Annotated in this window: 21 protein-coding genes; 13 read left to right on the top strand and 8 right to left on the bottom strand. The window is 67.3% G+C overall.

From position 1 onward, the window contains the following. The first annotated feature begins 180 nt into the window (after nt 1–180). The 3 genes from OID54_RS24945 to OID54_RS24935 are packed head-to-tail and all read left to right on the top strand — an operon-like array spanning nt 181 to nt 4,324. Nucleotides 181–975 (top strand): toll/interleukin-1 receptor domain-containing protein, encoded by a 795-nt coding sequence (locus tag OID54_RS24945; protein WP_329022942.1) that lies wholly within the window; start codon nt 181–183, stop codon nt 973–975. Continuing rightward, nucleotides 972–2,972, top strand: coding sequence for a hypothetical protein (locus OID54_RS24940; protein ID WP_329022941.1), 2,001 nt, complete (start codon nt 972–974; stop codon nt 2,970–2,972). Before OID54_RS24945 ends, OID54_RS24940 begins: the two co-directional genes overlap by 4 nt. Then, the gene (locus OID54_RS24935) at nt 2,969–4,324 is read left to right on the top strand and encodes a hypothetical protein (RefSeq protein ID WP_329022940.1); all 1,356 of its coding nucleotides are present in this window, start codon (nt 2,969–2,971) and stop codon (nt 4,322–4,324) included. Before OID54_RS24940 ends, OID54_RS24935 begins: the two co-directional genes overlap by 4 nt. 696 nt (nt 4,325–5,020) lie before the next feature. Here the strand turns inward: OID54_RS24935 and OID54_RS24930 are convergent. Next, on the bottom strand, nt 5,021–5,437 hold the full coding sequence (locus tag OID54_RS24930; protein WP_329022939.1) for a hypothetical protein: 417 nt from the start codon (nt 5,435–5,437) through the stop codon (nt 5,021–5,023). A 657-nt stretch (nt 5,438–6,094) separates the two neighbouring features. Here OID54_RS24930 and OID54_RS24925 point away from each other — a divergent pair. Further along, entirely contained in the window at nt 6,095–6,223 is a 129-nt protein-coding gene (locus OID54_RS24925; RefSeq protein WP_261712524.1) for a DUF6408 family protein, read from the top strand. 72 nt (nt 6,224–6,295) lie between these two features. Here the strand turns inward: OID54_RS24925 and OID54_RS24920 are convergent, their stop codons facing one another. Next, complete coding sequence (locus tag OID54_RS24920) at nt 6,296–7,840, bottom strand: DUF2075 domain-containing protein (RefSeq protein WP_329022938.1); 1,545 nt, start codon at nt 7,838–7,840, stop codon at nt 6,296–6,298. A 288-nt stretch (nt 7,841–8,128) separates the two neighbouring features. Here OID54_RS24920 and OID54_RS24915 point away from each other — a divergent pair, with 288 nt between their 5' ends. Further along, nucleotides 8,129–8,389 (top strand): hypothetical protein, encoded by a 261-nt coding sequence (locus OID54_RS24915; protein ID WP_329022937.1) that lies wholly within the window; start codon nt 8,129–8,131, stop codon nt 8,387–8,389. 204 nt (nt 8,390–8,593) lie between these two features. Here OID54_RS24915 and OID54_RS24910 read toward each other — a convergent pair whose 3' ends face one another. Continuing rightward, nucleotides 8,594–10,480: a DUF2075 domain-containing protein gene (locus OID54_RS24910; RefSeq protein WP_329022936.1), complete on the bottom strand. Its 1,887-nt coding sequence runs from the start codon at nt 10,478–10,480 to the stop codon at nt 8,594–8,596. 700 nt (nt 10,481–11,180) lie between these two features. Between OID54_RS24910 and OID54_RS24905 the strand changes: the two genes are divergently transcribed. After that, entirely contained in the window at nt 11,181–11,450 is a 270-nt protein-coding gene (locus OID54_RS24905) for a type II toxin-antitoxin system Phd/YefM family antitoxin (protein WP_329022933.1), read from the top strand. Next, nucleotides 11,443–11,706 carry a type II toxin-antitoxin system RelE family toxin gene (locus tag OID54_RS24900; RefSeq protein ID WP_329022931.1) on the top strand — a complete coding sequence of 88 codons (264 nt, stop codon included), beginning with the start codon at nt 11,443–11,445 and terminating at the stop codon, nt 11,704–11,706. Before OID54_RS24905 ends, OID54_RS24900 begins: the two co-directional genes overlap by 8 nt. Nucleotides 11,707–11,839: 133 nt before the next feature. Here OID54_RS24900 and ychF read toward each other — a convergent pair whose 3' ends face one another. Then, entirely contained in the window at nt 11,840–12,928 is a 1,089-nt protein-coding gene (ychF, locus tag OID54_RS24895; protein WP_329022930.1) for a redox-regulated ATPase YchF, read from the bottom strand. Nucleotides 12,929–13,154: 226 nt separating this feature from the next. Between ychF and OID54_RS24890 the strand changes: the two genes are divergently transcribed. Continuing rightward, complete coding sequence (locus tag OID54_RS24890) at nt 13,155–13,751, top strand: DUF6542 domain-containing protein (protein WP_329022928.1); 597 nt, start codon at nt 13,155–13,157, stop codon at nt 13,749–13,751. A gap of 63 nt (nt 13,752–13,814) precedes the next feature. Here the strand turns inward: OID54_RS24890 and ppgK are convergent, their stop codons facing one another. Next, the gene (gene ppgK, locus OID54_RS24885) at nt 13,815–14,570 is read right to left on the bottom strand and encodes a polyphosphate--glucose phosphotransferase (protein ID WP_329022926.1); all 756 of its coding nucleotides are present in this window, start codon (nt 14,568–14,570) and stop codon (nt 13,815–13,817) included. Between the two features lie 30 nt (nt 14,571–14,600). Next, nucleotides 14,601–15,614: a 4-hydroxy-3-methylbut-2-enyl diphosphate reductase gene (locus OID54_RS24880; RefSeq protein ID WP_443055672.1), complete on the bottom strand. Its 1,014-nt coding sequence runs from the start codon at nt 15,612–15,614 to the stop codon at nt 14,601–14,603. 80 nt (nt 15,615–15,694) lie between these two features. On the opposite strand from OID54_RS24880, the gene OID54_RS24875 reads away from it, so the two are divergent. The 4 genes from OID54_RS24875 (at nt 15,695) to OID54_RS24860 (ending at nt 19,643) form a co-directional block, all read left to right on the top strand. Further along, the gene (locus OID54_RS24875) at nt 15,695–17,113 is read left to right on the top strand and encodes an APC family permease (RefSeq protein WP_329022922.1); all 1,419 of its coding nucleotides are present in this window, start codon (nt 15,695–15,697) and stop codon (nt 17,111–17,113) included. A 198-nt stretch (nt 17,114–17,311) separates the two neighbouring features. Beyond that, entirely contained in the window at nt 17,312–18,520 is a 1,209-nt protein-coding gene (gene xseA, locus OID54_RS24870) for an exodeoxyribonuclease VII large subunit (RefSeq protein ID WP_329022920.1), read from the top strand. Between the two features lie 156 nt (nt 18,521–18,676). After that, the gene (locus OID54_RS24865) at nt 18,677–18,913 is read left to right on the top strand and encodes an exodeoxyribonuclease VII small subunit (protein ID WP_329022918.1); all 237 of its coding nucleotides are present in this window, start codon (nt 18,677–18,679) and stop codon (nt 18,911–18,913) included. Nucleotides 18,914–19,052: 139 nt separating this feature from the next. Next, nucleotides 19,053–19,643, top strand: a complete 591-nt coding sequence (locus OID54_RS24860; RefSeq protein WP_329022916.1) for a malonic semialdehyde reductase — start codon at nt 19,053–19,055, stop codon at nt 19,641–19,643. A gap of 76 nt (nt 19,644–19,719) precedes the next feature. Here OID54_RS24860 and OID54_RS24855 read toward each other — a convergent pair whose 3' ends face one another. Continuing rightward, on the bottom strand, nt 19,720–20,271 hold the full coding sequence (locus OID54_RS24855) for a DUF4245 domain-containing protein (RefSeq protein ID WP_443055671.1): 552 nt from the start codon (nt 20,269–20,271) through the stop codon (nt 19,720–19,722). Between the two features lie 116 nt (nt 20,272–20,387). Between OID54_RS24855 and glpX the strand changes: the two genes are divergently transcribed. Beyond that, entirely contained in the window at nt 20,388–21,419 is a 1,032-nt protein-coding gene (gene glpX / locus OID54_RS24850) for a class II fructose-bisphosphatase (RefSeq protein ID WP_329022914.1), read from the top strand. Nucleotides 21,420–21,790: 371 nt separating this feature from the next. Here the strand turns inward: glpX and OID54_RS24845 are convergent, their stop codons facing one another. Then, a complete protein-coding gene (locus tag OID54_RS24845) occupies nt 21,791–22,144 on the bottom strand; it encodes a WhiB family transcriptional regulator (protein ID WP_329022912.1) in 354 nt (117 codons plus the stop codon). Between the last annotated feature and the right edge of the window lie 63 nt (nt 22,145–22,207).

The following is a 22,207-nucleotide window of genomic DNA, read 5'->3' as shown; positions in this document are numbered from 1 at the left end:
CCAAGCTCTTTCGGGCTGCCCTCGACCATGACGCGCCAGTAGCGCGCCTCCCTTCGAACTCCATCCCGTGGTCGCGCCGTGCCGTCGAACGGTTGGGACATCACGGCCTGGGCGGACCGGCGCCCAACCCCCGCGCTCGTACCCACCCACACCCGGCACCTCCTATGAAGGGCCCCATACATGACTGACGTCTTCGTCAACTACCGCACAGGCGATGAGGAATCCGCCGCGGCCATGATCGCTCGGGAGCTAATCCGGCGGTTCGGCGAGGATCCCATCTTCTTCGCCAGCAGCTCGATTGAGATCGGACAGCGCTTCCCAAAGGAACTGGTCAGGGCGATGAAGGAGTGCGAGGCACTCCTCGCCGTGATCGGCCCGCGCTGGGCAGAGGTGCCGGGAGCCAACGGTCGCCCCGCCATCGAAGCAGAGCAGGACTGGACCCGTCGTGAGATCCGGACCGCGCTAGACCGCGGAATCCTGGTGATCCCCGTGCTCGTAGGAAGGGCCACGCGGATCGACAGCGCCATCCTCCCGGACGATCTGCGGGAGCTGGCGGACTGCCAGTACAGGCGGTTCGACCACCGCAACTCCGGGCCAGACCTAATGGCACTCGGCGACGACCTCGCCCGTCTGCTGCCCGAACTGGGCGCGTTGGACCGCGACGCCCGTGCGGCACAGGAGCGGGCAGAGTCGAAGCCCCGCAAGAAGTCGGCCGAGGACAGCGGACACACCAGGATGCGGACGCGCGACGTCGAGCAGCACATGCGCGGCAGCATCGGAAACCTCAACGGAGACCTGTCCGGCACCTTCGTCAACGAGCCGCAGGGGCCGGTGAACACCGGTCAAGGCAGCCAATACAACGCGCCTCACTTCGAGGGCGACAACACCGGGGTTCAGTTCACGGCGGGCGACAACAGCGGAACGGTGCACCAGCGTTTCGAACGCGAGCGCCGACGCTCGGACGACGAACGATGACCGAACAGGACCGTGTCACCATCAATGATCCGCACGGCCCGGTCAACAACGGCGAGGGGCCGCAGTACAACTTCTACGGCCGTGACGTGACGGACCGGATGATTCGTAGAGGGGTCGAATCCCTCCGGATCGTCCACAAGGACCGGATGCGGCTGGCCGACCGTTTCGCTGCGCCCGTGGGCTACCGCGTCGCCGCCGACCGCCTGGAGAAGCCCGGATCGGTGGTGCTGCTCGACGCGCCGCCCGGCAGCGGCCGGCGCGCTGCGGCGATCATGCTGCTGCACAGGCTCAATGAGGAAAGGGGCGTCGACGAGGAAGGGGTCCGGTTCGAGGAGCTTCCCGCCTCGGACAAGCACGAGCGCACGGACGATAGTCCTCTCGCTCCCGGTGAGGGGGATCGCTTCCTCCTCGATCTCTCCGGGATCGTCGACGAGGAGGCATACGCCAAAGCCCAGGGCCGGCTGGCTGTGTACCGGTCACAGGTCCAGGAGGCCGGGGCACACATGGTCGTCGTCCTGGCTTCGGGCATGGAGCACGTCCACGCGCCGGACCTCGAACCGCACATGGTGACACTGGGGCGCCCCCGGGGCATCGCCGTCGTCACCGGACACCTCCGCATGGACCGGATGGCCTTCCGCCCCGCGGACCTGGAGAACGCCGACCTCCAGCGCCTGTGCGACCGCTCCCCCATGTGGGAGCTGGCACGGCTCGCGGGGCTGGTGAGGGCCGCTCGCGACAGCGGGCGGTTCGGCGGCGACTTCGCGGGATGGCTCGACCAGGCGATGCACGCGGTGACCGACCGAGCCGGTGAGGTGGGCCGACAGATGGCCACGGTCCGCACCGCGCCCGAACGGGCCCTGCTTCTTGCGACGGCAGTGTTCGAGGAGGCCCGCGCCGACGCCGTCTACGAGGCATGGCACGGCCTGATGAGGACGGTGAGGCACAAGGAAGAGGCAACCACCGAGCTCGCGCAGACGGATTTCGGGGAGCGGTTGACTGCACTCGGAGTCGAGCGGAACCTGGACGGACGGCTCCGCTTCGGGCGCCTGGCCTACGCCGACGCAGTACGGACGTACTTCTGGGCGAATTTCCCCGGGGTGCGCGACGACCTCAAGGGCTGGATCGGTCATGCCGCCGGGCTGCGTGCTCTGACCATCGACGACCGTGTGAACGTCGTCGTTCGCTTTGGCGAGCAGTCGCTGGCCGTCGGGCGTCCCGACCACCTCTTCAACCTCGCGATCCGCTGGGCGGGCAGCGCGACCGGGGCGTCCCGCGACCCGCGAGCCGTGGCGGCCCTCGAAATCGGTCTCAGCCACGAGAGGTTCGGGGGGTGGTTCCGCGAGCGAATGTACAAGTGCGCGAGGTCCGGCCCCTTGTCGGACGGGTTCGCCCGCGTCCTGACCAGCGCCTGCGTCCAGAACCTCGGCACGACGCATCCGGACCAGGCGATCGTGCGGCTCCACTATCTCGCCATACGGAAAGGGGAGGCCGCGGGCGAGGCCCGGGAGGCACTTCTCAACCTCGTCGGCCGCGACCGTCGGCTCTACCGACTGCTGATCGACCGCTTGCGGGGGTGGACGCATCGGGAGCCGCACAGAGCCGAGCCTCATCTCCGAATGCTCACGGAGCTGTTGAGAAGCGACCGGGCTCCAGAGCCGCCACCTTGGCCAGACCTGTTCCTGGGCTGCAAGACGGTCTTCTCCCAGCCGCCGACGGAGCTCTGGAACCCGCTGGTGAGTAGCTGGCTGAACGCCGTGGCGGGCGACAGCACGCGGGAGATGGCGCTGGAGGTGATGGTCGGGGCGACACACGGCCGCATGACCGCTCTCCACCGCCTCTACGCCATCGCCTGCGACTGGGCAGGGCAGGCGCACCACCCTTCCCGAGCCGCCGTCGCCACCCGCTTCTGGCAGCGCATCGACGAGGCCCAGTACGCCCGCACGGAAATTACGGAGCACGCGGGCGCCGAACCACTGACCACGGAAGAGGCACGATGAAACACCGCATTCCCAGGCTGCTGTTCGTCGCCCTCTGCGGCCTCGCACCGGCCGTTCTCGGTAACCTCCTGAACTGGTCCGTGTTGCTGTGGGGCTTCATGTCCGCGGTCACAACCTCGGGCTCCCTGCTGCTCGTGATGACGGTCTTCAGCGGTGGCCGCGCGCCGGCCGACCCGTACGAGCCCGGGGAACCCGAACCGCTCGCAGCGCCAACCGAGCAGCCGTATCAGGAGACGCGCGTGAACGACGCGGCGCTGCCGAGCGCGGCGGACGGCTACGACTTCCTGTTCTCCGCCACCGTGCGATGGCGGCCGACCTCGCACCACTCCGACCGGTCGGACGGTGCCTACCTAGCTCTCGCCGTGTCCTCGGTCGTCAACCGAGCCCTGGAGGTCGTCCGCCACGAGGAGCCTGGCCGGGCGAGCTTCGCGCGGTATCTCTTGGAGGGCGAGCTGGGCGTCCCGATCCCGGACCGTCGCGGGCGGGTGCAGGCCATGGCGACCGATGTGACGCTCGCCCTCGCCCTCGCCGACCGCGAGCGCCTGCGGAAGTTGAACGACCTTCGCAAGGACGAAGAGATCTGGGAACACGAGCGTCAGCACGAGCGCAACAAGCGCCGCTACCTCGGTGACGACGTCCTCAAGAGCGCGGGCAGCGCGGTGGTGTGGTGGCTGGCCCGTCACGAGAACGAAATCGAGAAGGCGGTCGACATGATCGGCCCGCTCGCCCAGATCGCAGCGGCGGCCAATGACGATGAGGTACCCGAGCTCTTTCGCCACCTGCTCGTCCCGCCCGCCCATGCGCGGAGCGAAGCCGCCGCCGGGGGGCCGCTGTGGGATAGAAGCGGCCAGGGAGGAGGGATGTTCAGCCGGGAGGACGAGGTGGGGGTTGCGGACCGGCTGCTCCTACTGCTGGCAGCACTGGGTCTGAAGCCGGAGACGGACGAGTGCACGACGTTCGTGCACCGTGTGGTGCGGAGCCTGCAAATGGCCGGACTGTACGAGGCCGCCGATGAGATCAGGCAGACCGTTCTCGCAGAGCCCGACGAGGGCGAGGGGGCGGAGGATGGGCCTTCGCAAGCGGGGGGCACCACAGGGCCCTGGTCACCGCCCTACCCAACCGCCGAGGACTCACCGTTCACCGACGTGGCGGATGCCGAGGACCCAGCTGCCGCGGGCGCAGGAACATTCACGCCGGGGTCGGCGGAGAGCGGAGCGGACGAACGGAACGAAAGCCGGGGGGAGACGGGCGAGGGCGGCATGACACCTCCGTACTTCTGGGACACCTCACACAGCCCGCACCGACCCGCCGCCCCTCAGGCACAGGACGGGGACGACGAGGACGGGAGCTGATCCGGTAGGTGTCGGCCCCCAAAGCGCCCCGTCACCGCACACCACGACGGAGTTGCCCTTCCTGCCCCAAGACCTGGGCACGATCATCACTCGCTCGGACGCTACCGCGGGCAACGGTGGGGAGGAGGGCAACGACCCAACGCAGGAGCACCATCCCAGCACGCCTTCCCACTGGAAAAGCTACTCCTTCTCCAGCAAGCCTCGTCGAACGCTCCAGCTCGGTACAAACCACGCCCTTGCCTCTGTAGGTGATGCTGCATCACGTATCTCCGAGAATCGGACCCTATTCACCTGCACATTCGACACAGGCGAAGTGGTGGAACTACGCCTAAACGTTGCACCGGAACGCTCAACACAGAGCTCCCACCTGCCGAAACGCGGATCCAGCAGTGGTCATCCAGCACCCATCAAGCACGGCACGAACTCATCCAGCCAAACCGTGTAGAGGTCCCGCAAGCCCAGGTTCTTCGATGCAGCGGGTTCAGGTGACGAGCGTCAATGCGGCTCTAGCCTGACTGCCATGACTGGAATCCTCGCCCTCTACGGCTGGAGAGCGTGAGCTTGCCCCCGTAGGCAGCCGGATACTGGTCGAGGCACAGATCCGTGTGACAGTGCCAGAAGAGGATTGCGGATCCGCCCTGGTGCTCGCGAATCTGGACGGCCTCGACGATTCCGCGGTGTGATGCCTTGCAGAACCTAGTACTCGCGTCCGGCCGCGCGATCAGTCAACTTCTTCGCCGTCTCGGTGGCCATGTGGCCGACCAGATAGATACGGACCCGACCCTCCTCCTGCCCGGGACCGTCGTGCGTGGACAGACGGTCTTCCCTGGAGTGTCCACGGTCCAGAGGGTGCGGCTGCAGTTTCCAGGCGTCGCCGAACCTGACGTGGGCCGTGGATTGCTGGACGCCGATGGCCTTCAGCAGGCGCGGCAAGGTGTTCCGGGAGAAGTCGGGTGCGATGCAGCGGGCGGGGCGGTCCGGCGCCAGCCCGAGGAAGTCCTGCCAGATGCACTTCAGGCCGGTGGGGTGGTCGTTGCGACCGTAGACCTTGTCCTTCTGGACATCGTCGAGATGGCCGAGATCCAGAGCCGAGAGGAAGTTCGCCGGTTCCACGCGCGGCACGAATCGCTCGGGGATGCCCAGCTTGCGCGCCGCCGCCAGGAGCCTGCTCTCGAGGCCCTTGGGCTTGGCGTCATTGAAGTGGAGCGGGTTGTTGATCGCCCGGGCGCGGTCGGATCAGTGGAAGTTCCAGGTGGATCCGTTGTTCTCCAGCCACCCCAGATGGCTCCTGAATCTCGACCAGGTAGTGGCCCGCGGGTACTGCGATCAGCAGGTCGCGCTCGTTGATACGGCCCGACTGCGCTGTGAAGGAGAATGTGGCCAAGGCGCGATACAGCTCGGCGGCCAGCATCAAGCGACGTACGTGGTCGAGAGTCCTGCTCCCAGGGGTAGGGGGAGGGCCGGTCCTGGGTCTCCGTTTGTCTTGCTCCCAAGGTGGGCGGACAGACGACGGCCTGCGGAGATGGTGTCCAACCTCACTGCTTGTGGGAAGGACCACCTGGACCGATCTCAAGCTCTAACTCCACTCGGCTGCACTGCCGTTGGCCCGATGAGAGAGCGCCCCGTGGGATAGGCTCCTAGTGCTGCGCACCTTCCCGGAGGGTACGAGGCGGAGTCCACGGCCCAGTCCACTGGGCGTGAGTTACGGATGGGGCGGATGCCCGGTAGGGCGGTCCTACCACTCGGAACTCACACCCCGGAGTGGCCCTTATGGAACCTGTCGAGTACAAGCCTGCGCGTCGTCCCTGGATCCGCGAGATCCTGGCCGGCGTCGCCGCGAGCGTGATCTCCAACCTCGTGTGGGAGGCACTGGCGGTGGCAGCGCGCCACCTCATCTGAGGCAGCGAGTGGCGGGCCCGGCGAGCCCGCCACTCTCATCCTGTCTGGCGTTAGCGCTACGGCAAGGGCCCCTCAGAAGAGCAGTTCCTGCCCGGGAGGGGTGGCATGGCCCTTCCTCTTCGGGCTGGGGCGATGTGGAATCCGCGCCTCGGCAGAGAGGTTTTCCCACGTGGGCCGCAGGCCGTGTATCTGAACGTCACCTACGCGGCTCTTGAGGTACGCCTGCGTCTCCTCATCCGTGGAGTACAGCACCGTCGCCCGGCTCGCCCTGGTCATGAGCACGTGGTACGCGTGCCGGACACACCGCGCGAACTCCTCCGCCTTCTCTTCCTCGCTTCCCGTCCCCTCACGGAGCTTCATGTCGAACGAACCGGGCACCCTGACACGCTTGACCCCGCTTTCCGTATCCTCGCGCCACTGCCCCTTGCGGTAGACCCAACGGCCGTCGCGTCTCACCATGTCCTCGCCAAGGATCACCCCGCACCAATCCCACTCAAGGCCCTGAGCCGTGTAGACGCAGCCGATCTGGTTGATGCCATACGGGTGCACTGACCATTTCGTGGACGGGGGCACAGATCCGTCCTCGCGGAAGGAGTCGCCCTTGGCGTTCCACGGTCGGTGCCAGTCACCGATCCGCACGTCTGCCTCCAGGCGCGCAGCCTTCCCCTGGCCCACCGGCTCAGTCCACGGCCAGCAGAAGCCGGCCACCATGCGTGCAGTCGCTCCCGCCGCCTCCTCCGCTCTGATGATGTACTCAAGTTGCTCCGGACTGTCCGCGACCTCGACGTGCATCAAACCGTCGGGGGTCCACTCAGTGGTTCCTTCCTCAATGTCGAGGACAGCCCGCACCCAGCGGATGTAGGCGTCGCTGCCCCCGCACCGCCATTCCTCCCTGAGTCTGTAGCGGAGCGGAGTGATCCCCCGCGCTCGTGCGGCCTCCTCGATCAGACTCACCGTTCCGACTTCCTTGGGTCGCACGGACTGGCTCTCGTCGAGAAAGAACACAGTGAGGCGGGAGGCATCGAGCAGATCGTCCACCTGGGGCTGCTTACCCGACTTCTCCTCTCGCCGGTATATGTCGATGGTTCGTTCTCTCAGGCGATGCGCCTCATCGCAGATGAGGACGTCCAAGGGAGGGGCCGGAGGGGTCACGAAGGAACTAAAGTAGGCGAATCTCTCCCTGAACTCCTTGTCGGTGTAGCCCACCTGTTCCTGGAGCGCCCCGTTGAACGCACGGCTGCCACTGGCGTACTTCACCGTGCGTCCGGCTGCCTCGAAGACGGCTCTGAGCTGCAGACCCACAGCGCTCTTTCCGGTACCCGCACCACCCGTCACGATGAACACGGCTCTCTCGTCGTTCCGCGGCAGAGCGGGCTGATCGCGATCGCCGAGGACCAGGGCAGCTCGTTCTAGAACACTCGCCGACACCCTCTTCTGCTGGCCGCGCAGCGTGAAGACCGTGTCCTCTCCGCGAGACCGGATCATCGCGTCGAGGAGCGGCGTGTTGCGAAGGTTCATGAACCTGAGGAGTTGCTCAGCCTCGGAGGCCGCGCCGTCCTCCGTGAAATGCTTTCGCAGATCCCCGAGGAGGAGATCGCGGCTGTCGCGGGTGTACACACGCTCATAGGCTCCCGTCGGCGCCAACGTGTCGAGCAGCGGTCGAACGGAGTCGTCGGTGGCGTTGTGCAGATACGCGAATCCGCCGCATTCCACCGCGATGCCACGCAACGGACCTTGGTCTCCAGTGAACAATTGGTAAGAGTTCCTGAGTTGCAGTGCAGGGTGCTTCTTGGGCCTTTTCAACCCCGGCACACTCACGAGCTGCGCGGTGGCGGCTTCCACTCGCGTCACCATCGACCATCTCTTCAGCTCGACAAGCTGGAAGGACGGCAGCCCCGTCTCCGGATGTCGGCCCACGAGCACGACGTCGATGAGGGACGGCTCACCCTTCTTTGGTTCGTCGACCGTCGCCGCGCACTCGACGACCATCTCGACGTTGCCCCGCTCCGCTTCGACGAGGTCCTCCGCCAACTCGACCAGGCTCTCGGCCCATGCCTCCCGTTCGGTATCGGACACATCGCGCCCTCGGAAGTACCAGTACCTGGCAGCGAGATGCGGCACCATCCGCCGCCTGGAGTTCAGAGTGAGCAGGTCCTGCGCAGATAGCCTCAGCAGGAGCATCGACACGAGGTGGTTCCCCCAGAGCACGAGTGACTCGTGCGGGTGGGGGCGTGTCCTCGTGCGGAGGAAGCCCGTCGGGCCGCAATGACTACAGGCGATCTTAGGAGGCGGTGCAGCGCACGCGAACTCCCGCCGTCCCGCGGATGTCAGTGGCACGTTGGCGAAAAGTTAGTAGCACAGTCCGGTCGTTCACGCCGTGACATCCACGCGCCGCCCGGCCCCCACCAGGTCTCGTAGCTTCTCCTGCGTTTCCCGATCCGTGGAGTAGACGACCGTGCCGACCATTCCGCGGGTCAGCAGCACCTTGTACGTATTGCGGATCAGCCGATCCACATCGGCATCCGGTGTCGAGCGCTTGAACACCGGATCCTTGGATGCCGTACGGACCGTCACCCATCGATCGCCGCGCCACACCAGGTCGGGGCCGATGATGACGCCCGACCAGTCGTACTCGAAACCCTGGGCGGTATAGACGCAACCGATCTGCCCGAAGCCCGCCGGGTCCGTGGCCCACAGAGCAGACGGCGGTGCGCCGGAGACAGAGCGGTCGCCGCGCAGGTTCCAGGGGCGTGCCCAGGCGCCGATCCGCACGTCTGCCGGAAGAGGCTGCCCTGGCTTAGGTTCCGGGGACCACTGCCAGCAGTAGCCGGCTGATATGCGAGCGCTGTAGTCCTGTCCGCGGCGGCCGTCCAAGAAGCCTTCCATCTCTTCCGGGCTGTCGGCCACGAAGAGGTGCATGCGATCGTCCGTGTTCCACGCCACCGGGCCACCGGTCTCCAGTCCCAGAAGCCGCACCACCCAGCGCAGGTAGGCATCGCTCCCGCCGCAGCGAAACTGGCTCTCCAGCCTGACGACGGGGCAGTTCAGCCCCCTGCGTGCGGCTGCGGCTCGAATGTCCTCCACCGTGCCCATCTCACCCGGGCGCACGACCTGGTGCTCATCGAGCAGGAAGACGGGCACTTTGGCCACGTCCATCAGTTCGTCGATCTGCTGCTTACTGGTCCGGCGTGCGGCCGGCGTGTACCGGTTGGCGGATGTCTCACGGATGCGGTGGGCCTCATCGCAGATCAGTACGTCGAGGCTGTTCTTCTCCGTCGTCATGAAACTGTTGAAGTACTTGAAGAGATCTTGGACTTCGCGCTTTCTGGCCCCCGCAACCTTGCGCATCGTCTTGGTGAAGGACTGGGACCCGGTCGCGTGTAGAGCTGGGACGCCTCGCCTGTACAACTCGCCGAGCAGCGAGAGCGCGATGACGCTCTTGCCGGTGCCGGGGCCACCGGTGATTACCACGACCTCCTTGTGGTCAGACTGCTGGGCCTTGCGTACCGCGTTGAGGACCTTTCGGTAAGCGACCTGCTGTTCGTCGAGAAGCACGAACTGCTCCCTCTCGCGGACTTCCTGCGCTGCGACAGCCATCAGCTGCTTCGAGGGGACCGTCCTGCCCGCGAGCAGCCCGTCAGCGGCTGCGGCGCCCGGGTACTCAGGGCTGAGCCGAGCACGAACGTGGTCGATGAACCTTCCGCGGGTGTCGCCCGTGAACAACTGGCCCCACTGGTCAGACTCGATCTCACGCAGGGCAGCCACATCGAACTCGGTTGCATTGTGCAGGAAGGCCACTCCCCCGACCCTCTCCGGGTGGCCGGCGACAGCGCCGTTGAAGTTGACCAGGTACTCGCAGTACCGGCGCACCTGCTCGATGGGGTTGAGGACCGGCTGAGTGTATGACGGGACGTGGCAGAGTACCGGGTCGTCCTCATCCGGTAGAACATCGCTCCACTGCTTGAGCTCCACCACGATGTAGGAGGGGTCACCCGTGCGTGGGTGGATCCCGGCGAGAACCGCATCGGCTCGCTTGCTGTTCATCGGAAGTGCGTACTCGAGCATGACCTCAACGTCACCGAGTCCCGCATCATTGAGCGCAGCGGTCAGCGCGGGGATGCTCCGCTCCCAAGACCGCGCCTCCGAGGGGTTGGGCCGGTAGCCGTGAGTGTGGGTGAACTGCTCGGTGAGGTGGAGATAGAGCGAACTGTCGAGCGCCATGGCGGCGACCGTTTTCGCAGACGCGCGGAACAACAAGGACTTCCCCCGGGCAACACGAAATAGCGCGTGCGGGTGGGGGCGTGTCCTTCGAGACTCCACGGGGTGGAGCGGAAGCCCGTCGGGCCGCGTTGACGATGCGTTTGAGGGTACCTGGCGGGATTGCCTGTCGCATCGGCGGCAGCATGCGTGGCGCTTGAGGCCCGGACCCTTCTGCGAGTAGCCGACCATGAGGCGACAAACCGACTTCGGCTGAACGCTCCATGTCGTGCGAGCGCCCACGCCGCTTCGTCACTCACCGGCACGGCCAGGACGATAGGAGACGAGGGGGCAGCTATCCCAGTACGGGAAAAAAAGCTAGGGACCCGACCCCGAAGAGTCGAGCCCCCTGACCTGCACGTTTGCCAGATCAGCGACGTGGTGATGCGTCAGCTGTTAAACGTTGAACTTTAACGTTCAGCACAACGCTCCCACCTGCGGAAACGCGGCTTTCCGGGATCTCATCCAGCACACCGGGGCGGTGGCAGAAGCCCCGAGTCCCGGTCCCGCCATGTCGTCGAAATCCGGTGACGGGTCGGAAGTACGCGCTCCAACCTGACCGCCATGACCGGAATCCTCGCCCTCTGCGGCTGGTGCGAGCACAGGCACCAGGTGACGCCACCTCCGCATCGTCGACGGGTTTCACACCCGCGTGACGCTACAGTTGTGTACGCACGGCACACTCGGTACCCTTGGGCGCATGACGCAGCCGCTACCCATAGAGTCCATCCGTGACGTGCGAGCTCACCTGGCGGAGGTGGTGGAGCGCGCCGATCGCGACGACGTACCCACGGTGATCACGCGCCGAGGCAAGGAAGTCGCCGCCGTGGTGTCCATCGAGGTGCTGCGCAAGTACCAGGCATGGGAAGAGCGCGAGATCAACCGGATCATCGACGAGCGCATGGCCAACCCGGCACCCGGCATCCCGATCGAGGACATCATGAGGGAGACACTGGCGCGCGGTGAGTGAATACCGAACCGTCTTCCGACCCGAGGCGCAGGCCGAGCTCCGGAAGATCCCTCGCGACGTGGCGCTGCGCATCCTGGCCAAGCTGACCGAGTTGGAAACCGACCCTCTCGGCTTCAACACCACCGCACTCGTCTCCCAGCCCGAACGTCGCCGCCTCCGCGTCGGCGACTACCGCGTCGTCTATACAATCGACAACGGGGAACTGGTGATCTGGGTCGTTCACGTCGGACACCGGTCCACCGTTTACGAGACCTGATAACCACTGACCCCGCGTCAGAATATCCAGCACCCATCCAGCACCGTGACGAAGAAGGGGTCAGACTCGACAGAGTCTGACCCCTTCTGACCTGCATGCCTAACCAGTCAAGCCACGTGCAGCAAGCGCACCGCTACACGTTGAACCTGAACTCCACCACGTCCCCGTCCTGCATCACGTACTCCTTGCCCTCCATGCGCGCCTTGCCCTTCGCGCGGGCCTCCGCCACCGAGCCCGTCGTCATCAGGTCGTCGAAGGAGATGACCTCGGCCTTGATGAAGCCCTTCTGGAAGTCGGTGTGGATCACACCGGCCGCCTCGGGGGCGGTGGCGCCCTTCTTGATCGTCCAGGCGCGGGTTTCCTTCGGGCCAGCCGTCAGATAGGTCTGGAGGCCCAGGATGTCGAAGCCGACGCGGCTGAGCGTGGCGAGGCCGGGCTCTTCCTGGCCCATGGACTGGAGGAGCTCAAGCGACTCCTCGTCGTCCAGTTCGATCAGCTCGGACTCGATCTTGGCGTTGAGGAAGATCGCCTCGGCCGGGGCGACCAGTGCGCGCTGTTCGTTCTTGAAGTCCTCGTCGACGAGCTCGTCCTCGTCCACGTTGAAGGCGTAGAGGAACGGCTTCGTCGTCAGCAGGTGCAGCTCGTGCAGCAGGTCGCCCTGCTCGGTGCCCTTGGTGATGCCCGCCGAGAACAGCGTCTCGCCCGACTCCAGGATCTTCTGGGCGGCCTCGACCGCCGCGAGAACCGCCACCTTGTCCTTCTGGAGGCGGGACTCCTTCGTCAGCCGCGGGACGGCCTTCTCGACCGACTGGAGGTCGGCGAGGATGAGCTCGGTGTTGATCGTCTCGATGTCGTCCTTCGGCGAGACCTTGCCGTCGACGTGCACCACGTTGTCATCCTTGAAGGCACGGATGACCTGGCAGATCGCATCGGACTCGCGGATGTTCGCCAGGAACTTGTTGCCGAGCCCCTCGCCCTCGCTCGCGCCACGGACGATGCCCGCGATGTCGACGAAGTCGACCGTCGCCGGCAGGATCCGCTGGGAGCCGAAGATCTCCGCCAGCTTCGCCAGTCGGTCGTCGGGGACCCCGACCACACCGACGTTCGGCTCGATCGTGGCGAACGGGTAGTTGGCCGCCAGCACGTCGTTCTTGGTCAGGGCATTGAAAAGGGTCGACTTACCGACATTCGGCAGGCCGACGATTCCGATCGTGAGCGACACGTTGGCGACTTCCTGAGTGAGGATGCTGGGTGGGGACCGGCCCGATGCTGGGCGATCCCGGTCGGCCCGGACGGGGACCGACCACCCAGTTTACGGGCGGGTCGGGGCCGGCGAGGACGGGATGGTACGCCGCTTGATGCGGCGGGGAGTCGAACTCTTCGCCAAGGTCATCCAAAGTGCGTGTCCCGTGCCGACTTCCGGGCCGCTCGCAACCTACGTTGGGGGCGTGGAGCAGCACAGGACGAGTAACCCCCAGCGCCGGCAACGGCCGCAGCCCCCTTTGACGCCGCAGGGACCCCTCTCACCGCAGAGTGCCCTCGCCGACGCGCCCGCCGTGTACGGGCTTCGGCCCACGGCCCCGGCCCGTTCCGAATCCGCCCTGGTCGTCGCCCTGCGCCGGTTTCCGGCACCGCGACTGACGGGCTTGGGCGCCGGTCTCTTCGCCATCGTCACCATGCTGGTGATCGGCGCACTCGACTGGCTGTTCTTCGACGGCTCGGCCGCGGTGTTCGGGATGCTCTATCTGCCGGTCTGTGCGCTGACGGCCCTGTGGGTGCGGGAAGCGGACCTGGTCACGGCACCCATCGGGGTTCCCATCGCGTTCGCCGTCGGGGTCGTGCCCATCTCCGGTGGGGAGGGCGGCATCGGTGGCCAGATCATGGCTGTGGTCACCTCGCTCGCCGTGCATGCCGGGTGGCTCTACGGCGGAACCCTCGTGGCCGGTCTGATCACCTGCGTACGCAAGGTGCGGTCGATGGGGCGGCGTCGGCGCAAGGTCCACCCCGCCACACCGCCACCCGCTCACCGGCCGCACGTCCGGTGAGGTGGGACGGGCCGCAGGCCGCTGTCGGCCCGGGCCCGCCCACCTTCCGTTCTGCAGGTCCGGTCAGCTCTGGTGGTGCTGGTCGCCCTGCGTCGCCATGGCGGCGCCGACGATGCCCGCGTTGTTCTTGAGCTCCGCGGGGACGATCTCCGCTCGGATCCCTTCGATCAGCGGAACGAACTTGTCCGCCTTCCGGCTCACTCCACCGCCGAGGATGAACAGCTCGGGCGAGAACAGCATCTCCACATGGGCGAGGTACTTCTGCACCCGCCGCGCCCAGTGGTGCCAGCTCAGGTCCTCGTCCTCCTTCGCCTTGGTCGACGCGTGCGTCTCGGCGTCGCGGCCGTGCAGCTCAAGATGTCCCAGCTCGGTGTTGGGGAGCAGCCGTCCGCCGGTGAAGACCGCGCTGCCGATGCCCGTCCCGAGGGTCAGGACGATCACCGTGCCCGTGCGGCGACGGCCAGCGCCGAAGGTCATTTCCGCGATGCCCGCGGCGTCCGCGTCGTTCAGCAGGGTGACCGGTACACCCTTGAGCCGCTCGCTGAGCAGCCCCGCCGCGTCCTTGTCGATCCAGTCCTTGTCGACGTTGGCCGCCGTACGCGTCACTCCGTCGGTGACCACGCCGGGGAAGGTGATGCCCACCGGGCCCGACCAGTCGAAGTGCCGCACCACTTCGGCGACGCCGTCCGCCACGGCGTCCGGCGTCGCAGGGTGCGGTGTCAGTACCTTGTGGCGTTCCTCCGCCAAGTCACCGCGCTCAAGATCTACGGGAGCGCCCTTGATTCCCGATCCACCGATGTCCACTCCGAACACGTTCATGGACCCCACGGTAAGGGCAGCTCCGCGCTGTCACTCGCCAGAGCGCGCGGATGCCTTGGCGACCAGTTCGGCCGCCTCGGCGCGCAGGTCCCGGCGCAGTTCCTTCGGCAGCGAGAAGGTGATCGACTCCTCGGCCGCCTTCACGAGTTCGACGTCCTCGTAGCCACGCTGGGTGAGCCACTCCAGTACGCCTTCGACCAGGATGTCGGGGACGGACGCGCCGGAGGTGACACCGACCGTGGAGACCCCTTCGAGCCATGCCTCGTCGATCTCTTCGGCGAAGTCGACCAAGTGGGCGGAGGATGCGCCTGCGCCGAGGGCGACCTCGACCAGTCGCACGGAGTTCGACGAGTTCTTGGAGCCGACCACGATCACCAGGTCCGCTTCGGCGCCCATCTGCTTGACGGCGATCTGACGGTTCTGAGTGGCGTAGCAGATGTCGTCGCTGGGCGGGGAGATCAGCTGGGGGAACTTCTCCTTCAGCCGGTCCACGGTCTCCATCGTCTCGTCGACCGAGAGGGTGGTCTGGGAGAGCCAGACGACCTTCGACTCGTCGCGGACCTCGACCTTGGCGACGTCGTCCGGGCCGTCGACGAGCGTGATGTGGTCCGGGGCCTCGCCGGAGGTGCCGATGACCTCTTCATGGCCTTCGTGACCGATCAGGAGGATGTCGTAGTCCTCGTTGGCGAACCGGACGGCCTCCTTGTGCACCTTGGTGACCAGGGGGCAGGTGGCGTCGATGGTCGCGAGCTGGCGGCCGGCCGCCTCTTCGTGGACGACGGGTGCGACCCCGTGCGCGGAGAACATGACGATGGAGCCTTCGGGGACCTCCGCCGTCTTGTCGACGAAGATCGCGCCCTTCTTCTCCAGGGTCTGGACGACGTATTTGTTGTGGACGATCTCGTGGCGAACGTAGATCGGTGAGCCGTACTGCTCAAGCGCCTTCTCGACGGCGATCACGGCACGATCCACTCCCGCGCAGTAGCCACGGGGCGCGGCGAGCAGGACGCGGCGGGCAAGAGGCGTAGCAGTCATGCCCCCCATCGTAAGGCCGCTCAGAACAGGCGGGAGATCACCACCCGGGCCAAGACTGGTGTGCGGACGGGCGACGGACGGAGGGCCGGATGGGTACGGCGGGAGTCTCTGCGGCTGGCGGAGGGGGTCGGGACGCGGGCGGGGCGGGTGCGGACGGCGCGCCCGGGCAGGACCCGAACGGCGGCGGTGAGCTGCGGCGCACCCTGGGATTTCGCGATCTCGTCGTCTACGGATTGCTGTTCATCGCGCCCATGGCCCCGGTCGGTGTGTTCGGCACGCTGGACGCCCGCTCGCACGGTGCCGTGGCCCTGGTCTACGTGGTCGCCACCGTCGCGATGGGCTTCACGGCGGTGAGCTACGCGCAGATGGTGCGGGTCGCGCCTCGGGCCGGGTCGGTCTACACGTACGCGCGCAAGGGCCTCAGCGACGGGGCGGGCTTCATCGCCGGCTGGATGATGATGCTCGACTATCTGCTGATCCCGGCGGTCGCGTATCTGTTCTCGGGGATCGCGATGGAAGCCCTGGTGCCGGGGGTCGACCGGTGGGTGTGGACGTTGATCGCGGTCGTGGTGACCACGCTGCTGAACCTCTGGGGGGTTCGGGCCGCCGCCCGGGTGGGGTTCGCCGTGCTCGCGATGGAGATCGTGGTGTTGGTGGTCTTCGTCGTCTCGGCGGTGGTGGTGCTGGCGCGGGACGGTGCCCAGCGCGGCTGGCTGTCGCCTTTCACCGGGGACGGGGACTTCTCGCTGGCGGCGGTGTTGGGGGCGGTGTCGGTGGCCGTGCTGTCCTATCTGGGGTTCGACGCGATCGTGTCCTTCGCTGAGGAGGTGACGGGCGGGTCGCGCAAGGTGGCTCGGGCGGTGTTGTTCTGTCTGGTGCTCGCGGGGGTGCTGTTCATCGTGCAGACCTATCTCGCGGCCCTGCTGGAGCCGGTGTCGTCGGCGGAGTTGGCGGCGGACCCGGCCAAGCAGGGGGCGGCGTTCTATGTCGCGGTGGATGCCTCGGTCGGGAGCTGGTTGCACGATCTGATCGCGCTGAGCAAGGCGATCGGTGCCGCTTTCGCCGCGTTGGCCGGGCAGGCGGCTGCGGGGCGGCTGCTGTTCGCGATGGCGCGTGATCGCAGATTGCCCCGGGGTCTGGCGCGTACGGGGTCGGGGGTGCCGCGGGTCGCGCTGCTGCTGGCGGCCGTGGTGACGTTGGTGGCCGCTGTCTGGGCGGCGCGTCGGGACGACGGCCTCGACCATCTGGTGTCGGTGGTGGATATCGGGGCGCTGACGGCGTTCGTGTTGCTGCACGCGAGCGTGGTGGGCTGGTTCGTGGTGCAGCGTGGTGGTGGGGCGGGAGAATTCGCCTGGGGCCGGCATGTAGTGGTGCCGGTGGTCGGGTCGGCGATCCTGATCGCGGTGATGGCCAAGGCGGCGGGATCGGCGCAGGTGGTGGGCGCGGCATGGTTGGCGGTGGGGCTGGTGGTGCTGGCCGTGCGCTGGGCTCGAACCCAACGCACCTGACGCACCTGACGCACCTGACGCACCTGACGCACCTGACGCACCTGCCAAACCGGCCGGCCCGAGCACTGGGGCCGCACCGAACGGGTGTCGATCCGGTCGGCGTGGCCTCTCCCCCCGCAAGTTCGGCGGGCCACGGGCAACGGTCCCGATCGGTCGAGGCGGGGGACGTTGTCGGAGCCGGCCGATACGCTCGTTCGCATGGCTTTGAACACATCTCCCGACGCCCCCCTCCCCGTCGGCGAGGTGTCCCGGCTCATCGGCGGATGGATCGACCGGCTGGGTGCGATCTGGGTCGAGGGCCAGATCACCCAGCTCTCCCGGCGCCCCGGGCAGGGCGTGGTCTTCATGACCCTGCGTGACCCGTCGTACGACATCTCCGTGGCCGTCACCTGCTACCGGCAGGTCTTCGACGCGGTGGCCGATGTCGTCTCCGAGGGGGCGCGGGTCGTGGTGCACGCGAAACCCGAGTGGTACGCGCCGCGGGGGCAGCTGTCATTGCGGGCGGTGGAGATCAAACCTGTCGGGATCGGTGAGCTGCTCGCCCGGTTGGAGCAGTTGAAGCGGGCGCTGGGCGGGGAGGGCCTGTTCGCCGTCGATCGGAAGAAGGCGTTGCCGTTCCTGCCCCATCGGGTGGGGTTGGTGTGCGGGCGGGCGTCCGCGGCCGAGCGCGATGTCCTGGAGAACGCCCGGCGGCGCTGGCCCGCGGTCCGGTTCGAGGTGCGCAATGTGGCCGTGCAGGGGATCCATGCGGTCACCCAGGTGATCGAGGCGGTTCAGGAGCTGGACCGGGACCCCGCGGTGGACGTGATCATCGTGGCGCGCGGCGGTGGCAGTGTGGAGGACCTGCTCCCGTTCTCGGATGAACAACTGGTCCGTGCCGTCTTCGCGTGCCGTACGCCGGTGGTGTCCGCGATCGGGCACGAGCCGGACTCGCCGCTGCTGGATCTCGTCGCCGACCTGCGGGCCTCCACACCGACCGATGCCGCCAAGAAGGTGGTGCCGGATGTGGGCGAGGAGTTGGAGCGGGTGCGCCAGTTGCGGGACCGGGCGCTGCGGACGGTCCGTGGGCTGTTGGAGCGCGAGGAGCGCGGTCTGGCCCATGCGCTGGGACGGCCGGCCATGGAGCGGCCCCACCGGATGGTGGACGAGCGGGAGGCCGAGGTGGATGCGCTGGTGGCGCGCAGTCGACGGGTGCTCGGGCATCTCCTGGACCGTGCGGAGTCCGAGCTTTCCCACACCCGGGCGCGGGTGGTCTCGCTCTCTCCGGCGGCCACGCTGGAGCGGGGGTATGCGGTGCTTCAGCGTGCCGATGGTGCGGTGGTGCGTGCGCCGGGCGAGGTGGGCGGAGGGGAAGAGTTGCGGGCTCGGGTCTTCGAGGGCGAGTTCGCGGTGCGGGTCGTGGAGTGAGGCCCGCGGGCTGCGCCATCGGGGCGGAGCCCGCCCCAGGTGAGCAGGGCCGGTGCGGGGAGCGCATCGAGCACGGGCCAAGCGGTCCATGGGCTTCGACGGGCTCGTATGGACGGTGGAACAGGACCTCGGGTCCGGGATCTAAGGGTGGTTGGCATGGCTGCGAAGACGGATGAAGCGGCGCTGGGCTATGAGCAGGCGCGGGACGAGTTGATCGAGGTGGTGCGCCGGCTGGAGGCGGGGGGCACGACGCTGGAGGAGTCATTGGCGCTCTGGGAGCGGGGCGAGGAGCTGGCCAAGGTCTGCCGCCGTTGGCTGGAGGGTGCCCGGGCTCGGCTGGATGCCGCGCTGGCAGGTCCCGAGTCGGACGAGGGTGACGCCGAAAACGACTAAAAGCCCTGGTGAGGGGTGCGCGGGGCCGCAGCGGGCGGGTGAGGGTCGTCACAACCAAGCCATTAGTTGAAATTTAATGTATTCGGCTACGGTTATGCCCGGTCGTACACCCCCACGAGCACCGAAAGGCACTCCGAGCATGAGCATCGTCCTTGACCCCACCGCCCAGGACCTCCTCTTCCGCGAGGCACGCACTGCCAACACCTTCACCGACGAGCCGGTGACCGATGAGCAGATCCAGGCGATCTACGACCTGGTCAAGTTCGGACCGACCGCCTTCAACCAGAACCCCCTGCGGGTGGTCCTGGTGCGCTCCGCGGAGGCCCGTGAGCGCCTGGTCCCCCACATGTGGGAGGGCAACCAGGACAAGACCGGCACCGCTCCGCTCGTGGCGATCCTCGCCGCCGACAATGAGTTCCACGAGGAGCTCCCGTCCCTGCTGCCGCACTTCCCGCAGGCCAAGGACGTCTTCTTCGCCGAGCGTCCGGTTCGTGAGGAGGCGGCCAGCCTGAACGCCGCGCTCCAGGCCGCGTACTTCATCGTCGGCGTCCGTGCGGCGGGTCTTGCCGCGGGCCCGATGACCGGCTTCGACTTCTCCAGCGTCCAAAAGGAGTTCCTGGACGCCGACCACACCCCGCTCATGATCGTCAACATCGGCAAGCCCGGTGAGGACGCCGCCTTCCCGCGCTCGCCGCGACTGGCCTACAACGACGTGGTCACCACGGTCTGACCAGGCTCCCGAGCATGAAAGGGCCGCCGCACCCCTGCTGGGTGCGGCGGCCCTTTCATGTGTAGGGGCGGGCCGGTCAGGCGGCGCCCACGGGCTTGGGGGTCTTCACCTTGAGCGCGGCTGCCATCTCGGCGAGCCGGTCGAACGGGGCGGTGCCGGTGACCACGGTCGTCGCGCCCTTGCCCGCGCGCACCAGGGCGTCGTACTTGGGCCCCTCCCAGATCTGCCAGCTCTCGCCGTTGACCTGCCGGGTCCGGCCGGTGTCCTCGGCGTGATGGGTGACCCGTCCGACGTACTTCTTGAACGGCGCGGTCGACTGCTCCACGGCGACGTACTCGCGCTTCGGGTCCAGGAACCCGAGGTGCCAGGCGTTGGAGTCACTCCGGTTGTAGGTCACCGAAGTGGGCTTCCACGCCTTCGGCAGACCCTGGGGCGCGACCACCGGGTAGGGCGCCGCGCGTTGGGCGGTCACCAACTCGATCGAGTAGTCGACCCGCTTGATCGGGTCCTTCGTATCGTCACGGGGGATGAAGATGTACGTCACACCGACGACGGCCCCGATGACCACCATCGAGAGCACCATGTCCCGAACCGTCTGCTTGCCTCGCATACCTGCCACGCACACCATCGTCGCATCCGTGGTCGGCGCTCAAACGTGGGCCCCACTGCTCATTTTATCGACGTACAGATAGAGTCACAGCACCCTCTATATCCGGCCGTCGTCGTACAGAAAGGTGCGCTCCGATGACCGAGCACAATCTGCCGTCCCAGCTGGAGGTCTCGCCCGAGGCCCCCGATCGCAACCTCGCCCTGGAGCTGGTCAGGGTCACCGAGGCCGCCGCCATGGCCGCGGGCCGATGGGTCGGACGCGGTGACAAGAACGGCGCGGACGGTGCGGCCGTCAAGGCCATGCGGACCCTCGTCCACACCGTGTCGATGAACGGCATCGTCGTCATCGGTGAAGGTGAGAAGGACGAAGCCCCGATGCTCTTCAACGGCGAGCGCATCGGTGATGGCACTGGTGCCGAGTGCGACATCGCCGTGGACCCGATCGACGGCACGACCCTGACCGCCCGGGGCATGCCGAACGCCATCGCCGTTCTCGCGGCGGCCGACCGCGGCGCCATGTTCGACCCGTCCGCGGTCTTCTACATGGACAAACTCGTCACCGGCCCGGAAGCCGCCGACTTCGTCGACATCAACGCCCCCGTGTCGGTGAACATCCGCCGCGTCGCCAAGGCGAAGCGGTCATCGCCCGAGGACGTGACGGTCGTCATCCTGGACCGCCCGCGCCACGAGAGCATCGTGAAGGAGATCCGGGAGACCGGCGCACGCATCAAGTTCATCTCCGACGGCGATGTGGCCGGCGCGATCATGGCCGTACGGGAGGGTACGGGCGTCGACATGCTCATGGGCGTGGGCGGTACGCCGGAAGGCATCATCACCGCCTGTGCGATCAAGTGTCTCGGCGGCACGATCCAGGGCAAGCTCTGGCCCAAGGACGAAGCCGAGCGCCAGAAGGCCCTGGACGCCGGCCATGACCTCGACCGGGTGCTCGCCACCGACGACCTCGTGCGCGGGGACAATGTCTTCTTCGTCGCCACCGGCATCACGGACGGGGAGTTGCTGCGCGGGGTGCGGTACCGCGCGGAGACCGCCACCACGCAGTCGCTCGTCATGCGGTCCAAGTCGGGCACGATCCGCCAGATCGACTCCACCCACCGGCTGTCCAAGCTGCGCGCGTACAGCCAGATCGACTTCGACCGCGCGCAGTAGTTGAAAACGATGCAGTAGTTCAAACCAGTGCAGTAGTCCAGACCGATGCAGTAGTTCAGGCCGAGACGCAGTAGTGCGACTGCGGTTCGACCACACATCGTGAGTGGCATTCGGTCGCTGCCGACACCGCCGGCCCCATCGCGAGCAGGGGCGCCCCCAACCATTCCCAGGGGTGCCCCTGAGCCGGTGTTCGCAGACCGTACGGCCCAGATCACGCGCAGGGGGAAGGCACTCCAAGCTCATCCCGTAGGGCGTTCACCGGGTGTCGGGTCTCTCAGCGACACCAGTGGGCGCGTACGAGGGGGTCAGCCGGCGAAGCGTCCGTCCTCGCGGTGCCGGGCGACCGTGGGCCCGGCGCTCCCGCTTCCCGCTCAAGCCGCGGACTGTGACTTCTTGGTCTCCACGTCCCGCCGCCTGCGCCGGGCGAGCACCACCCGCCGCTCAGCCGCGGTCAGTCCGCCCCACACTCCGTAGGGCTCGGGCTGGAGCAGCGCGTGCTCCCGACACTCGACCATCACCGGGCAGCGCCCGCAGACCCTCTTCGCGGCCTCTTCGCGCGACAGCCGTGCGGCCGTGGGCTCCTTGGAGGGTGCGAAGAACAGTCCGGCCTCGTCCCGACGGCACACCGCCTCCGCATGCCAGGGGCCGTCCTGGTCTTCCCGAGCGGGCGCACGCTGAGGCGGTACAGCGGCCACCTGCAAGGACTGGTACGGCAGTTGCAGCACGGTCTACTCCTGACGACGGCTTCGCGAGCGAGAGACGATGCAGCTCTCCCTACCCGCTGTGCG

The sequence above is a fragment of the Streptomyces sp. NBC_00690 genome (genome assembly GCF_036226685.1).
Classification (GTDB): domain Bacteria; phylum Actinomycetota; class Actinomycetes; order Streptomycetales; family Streptomycetaceae; genus Streptomyces.
The sequence above is the reverse complement of the archived record's forward strand: the minus strand, read 5'-3'. Positions and strand labels throughout refer to the sequence as shown.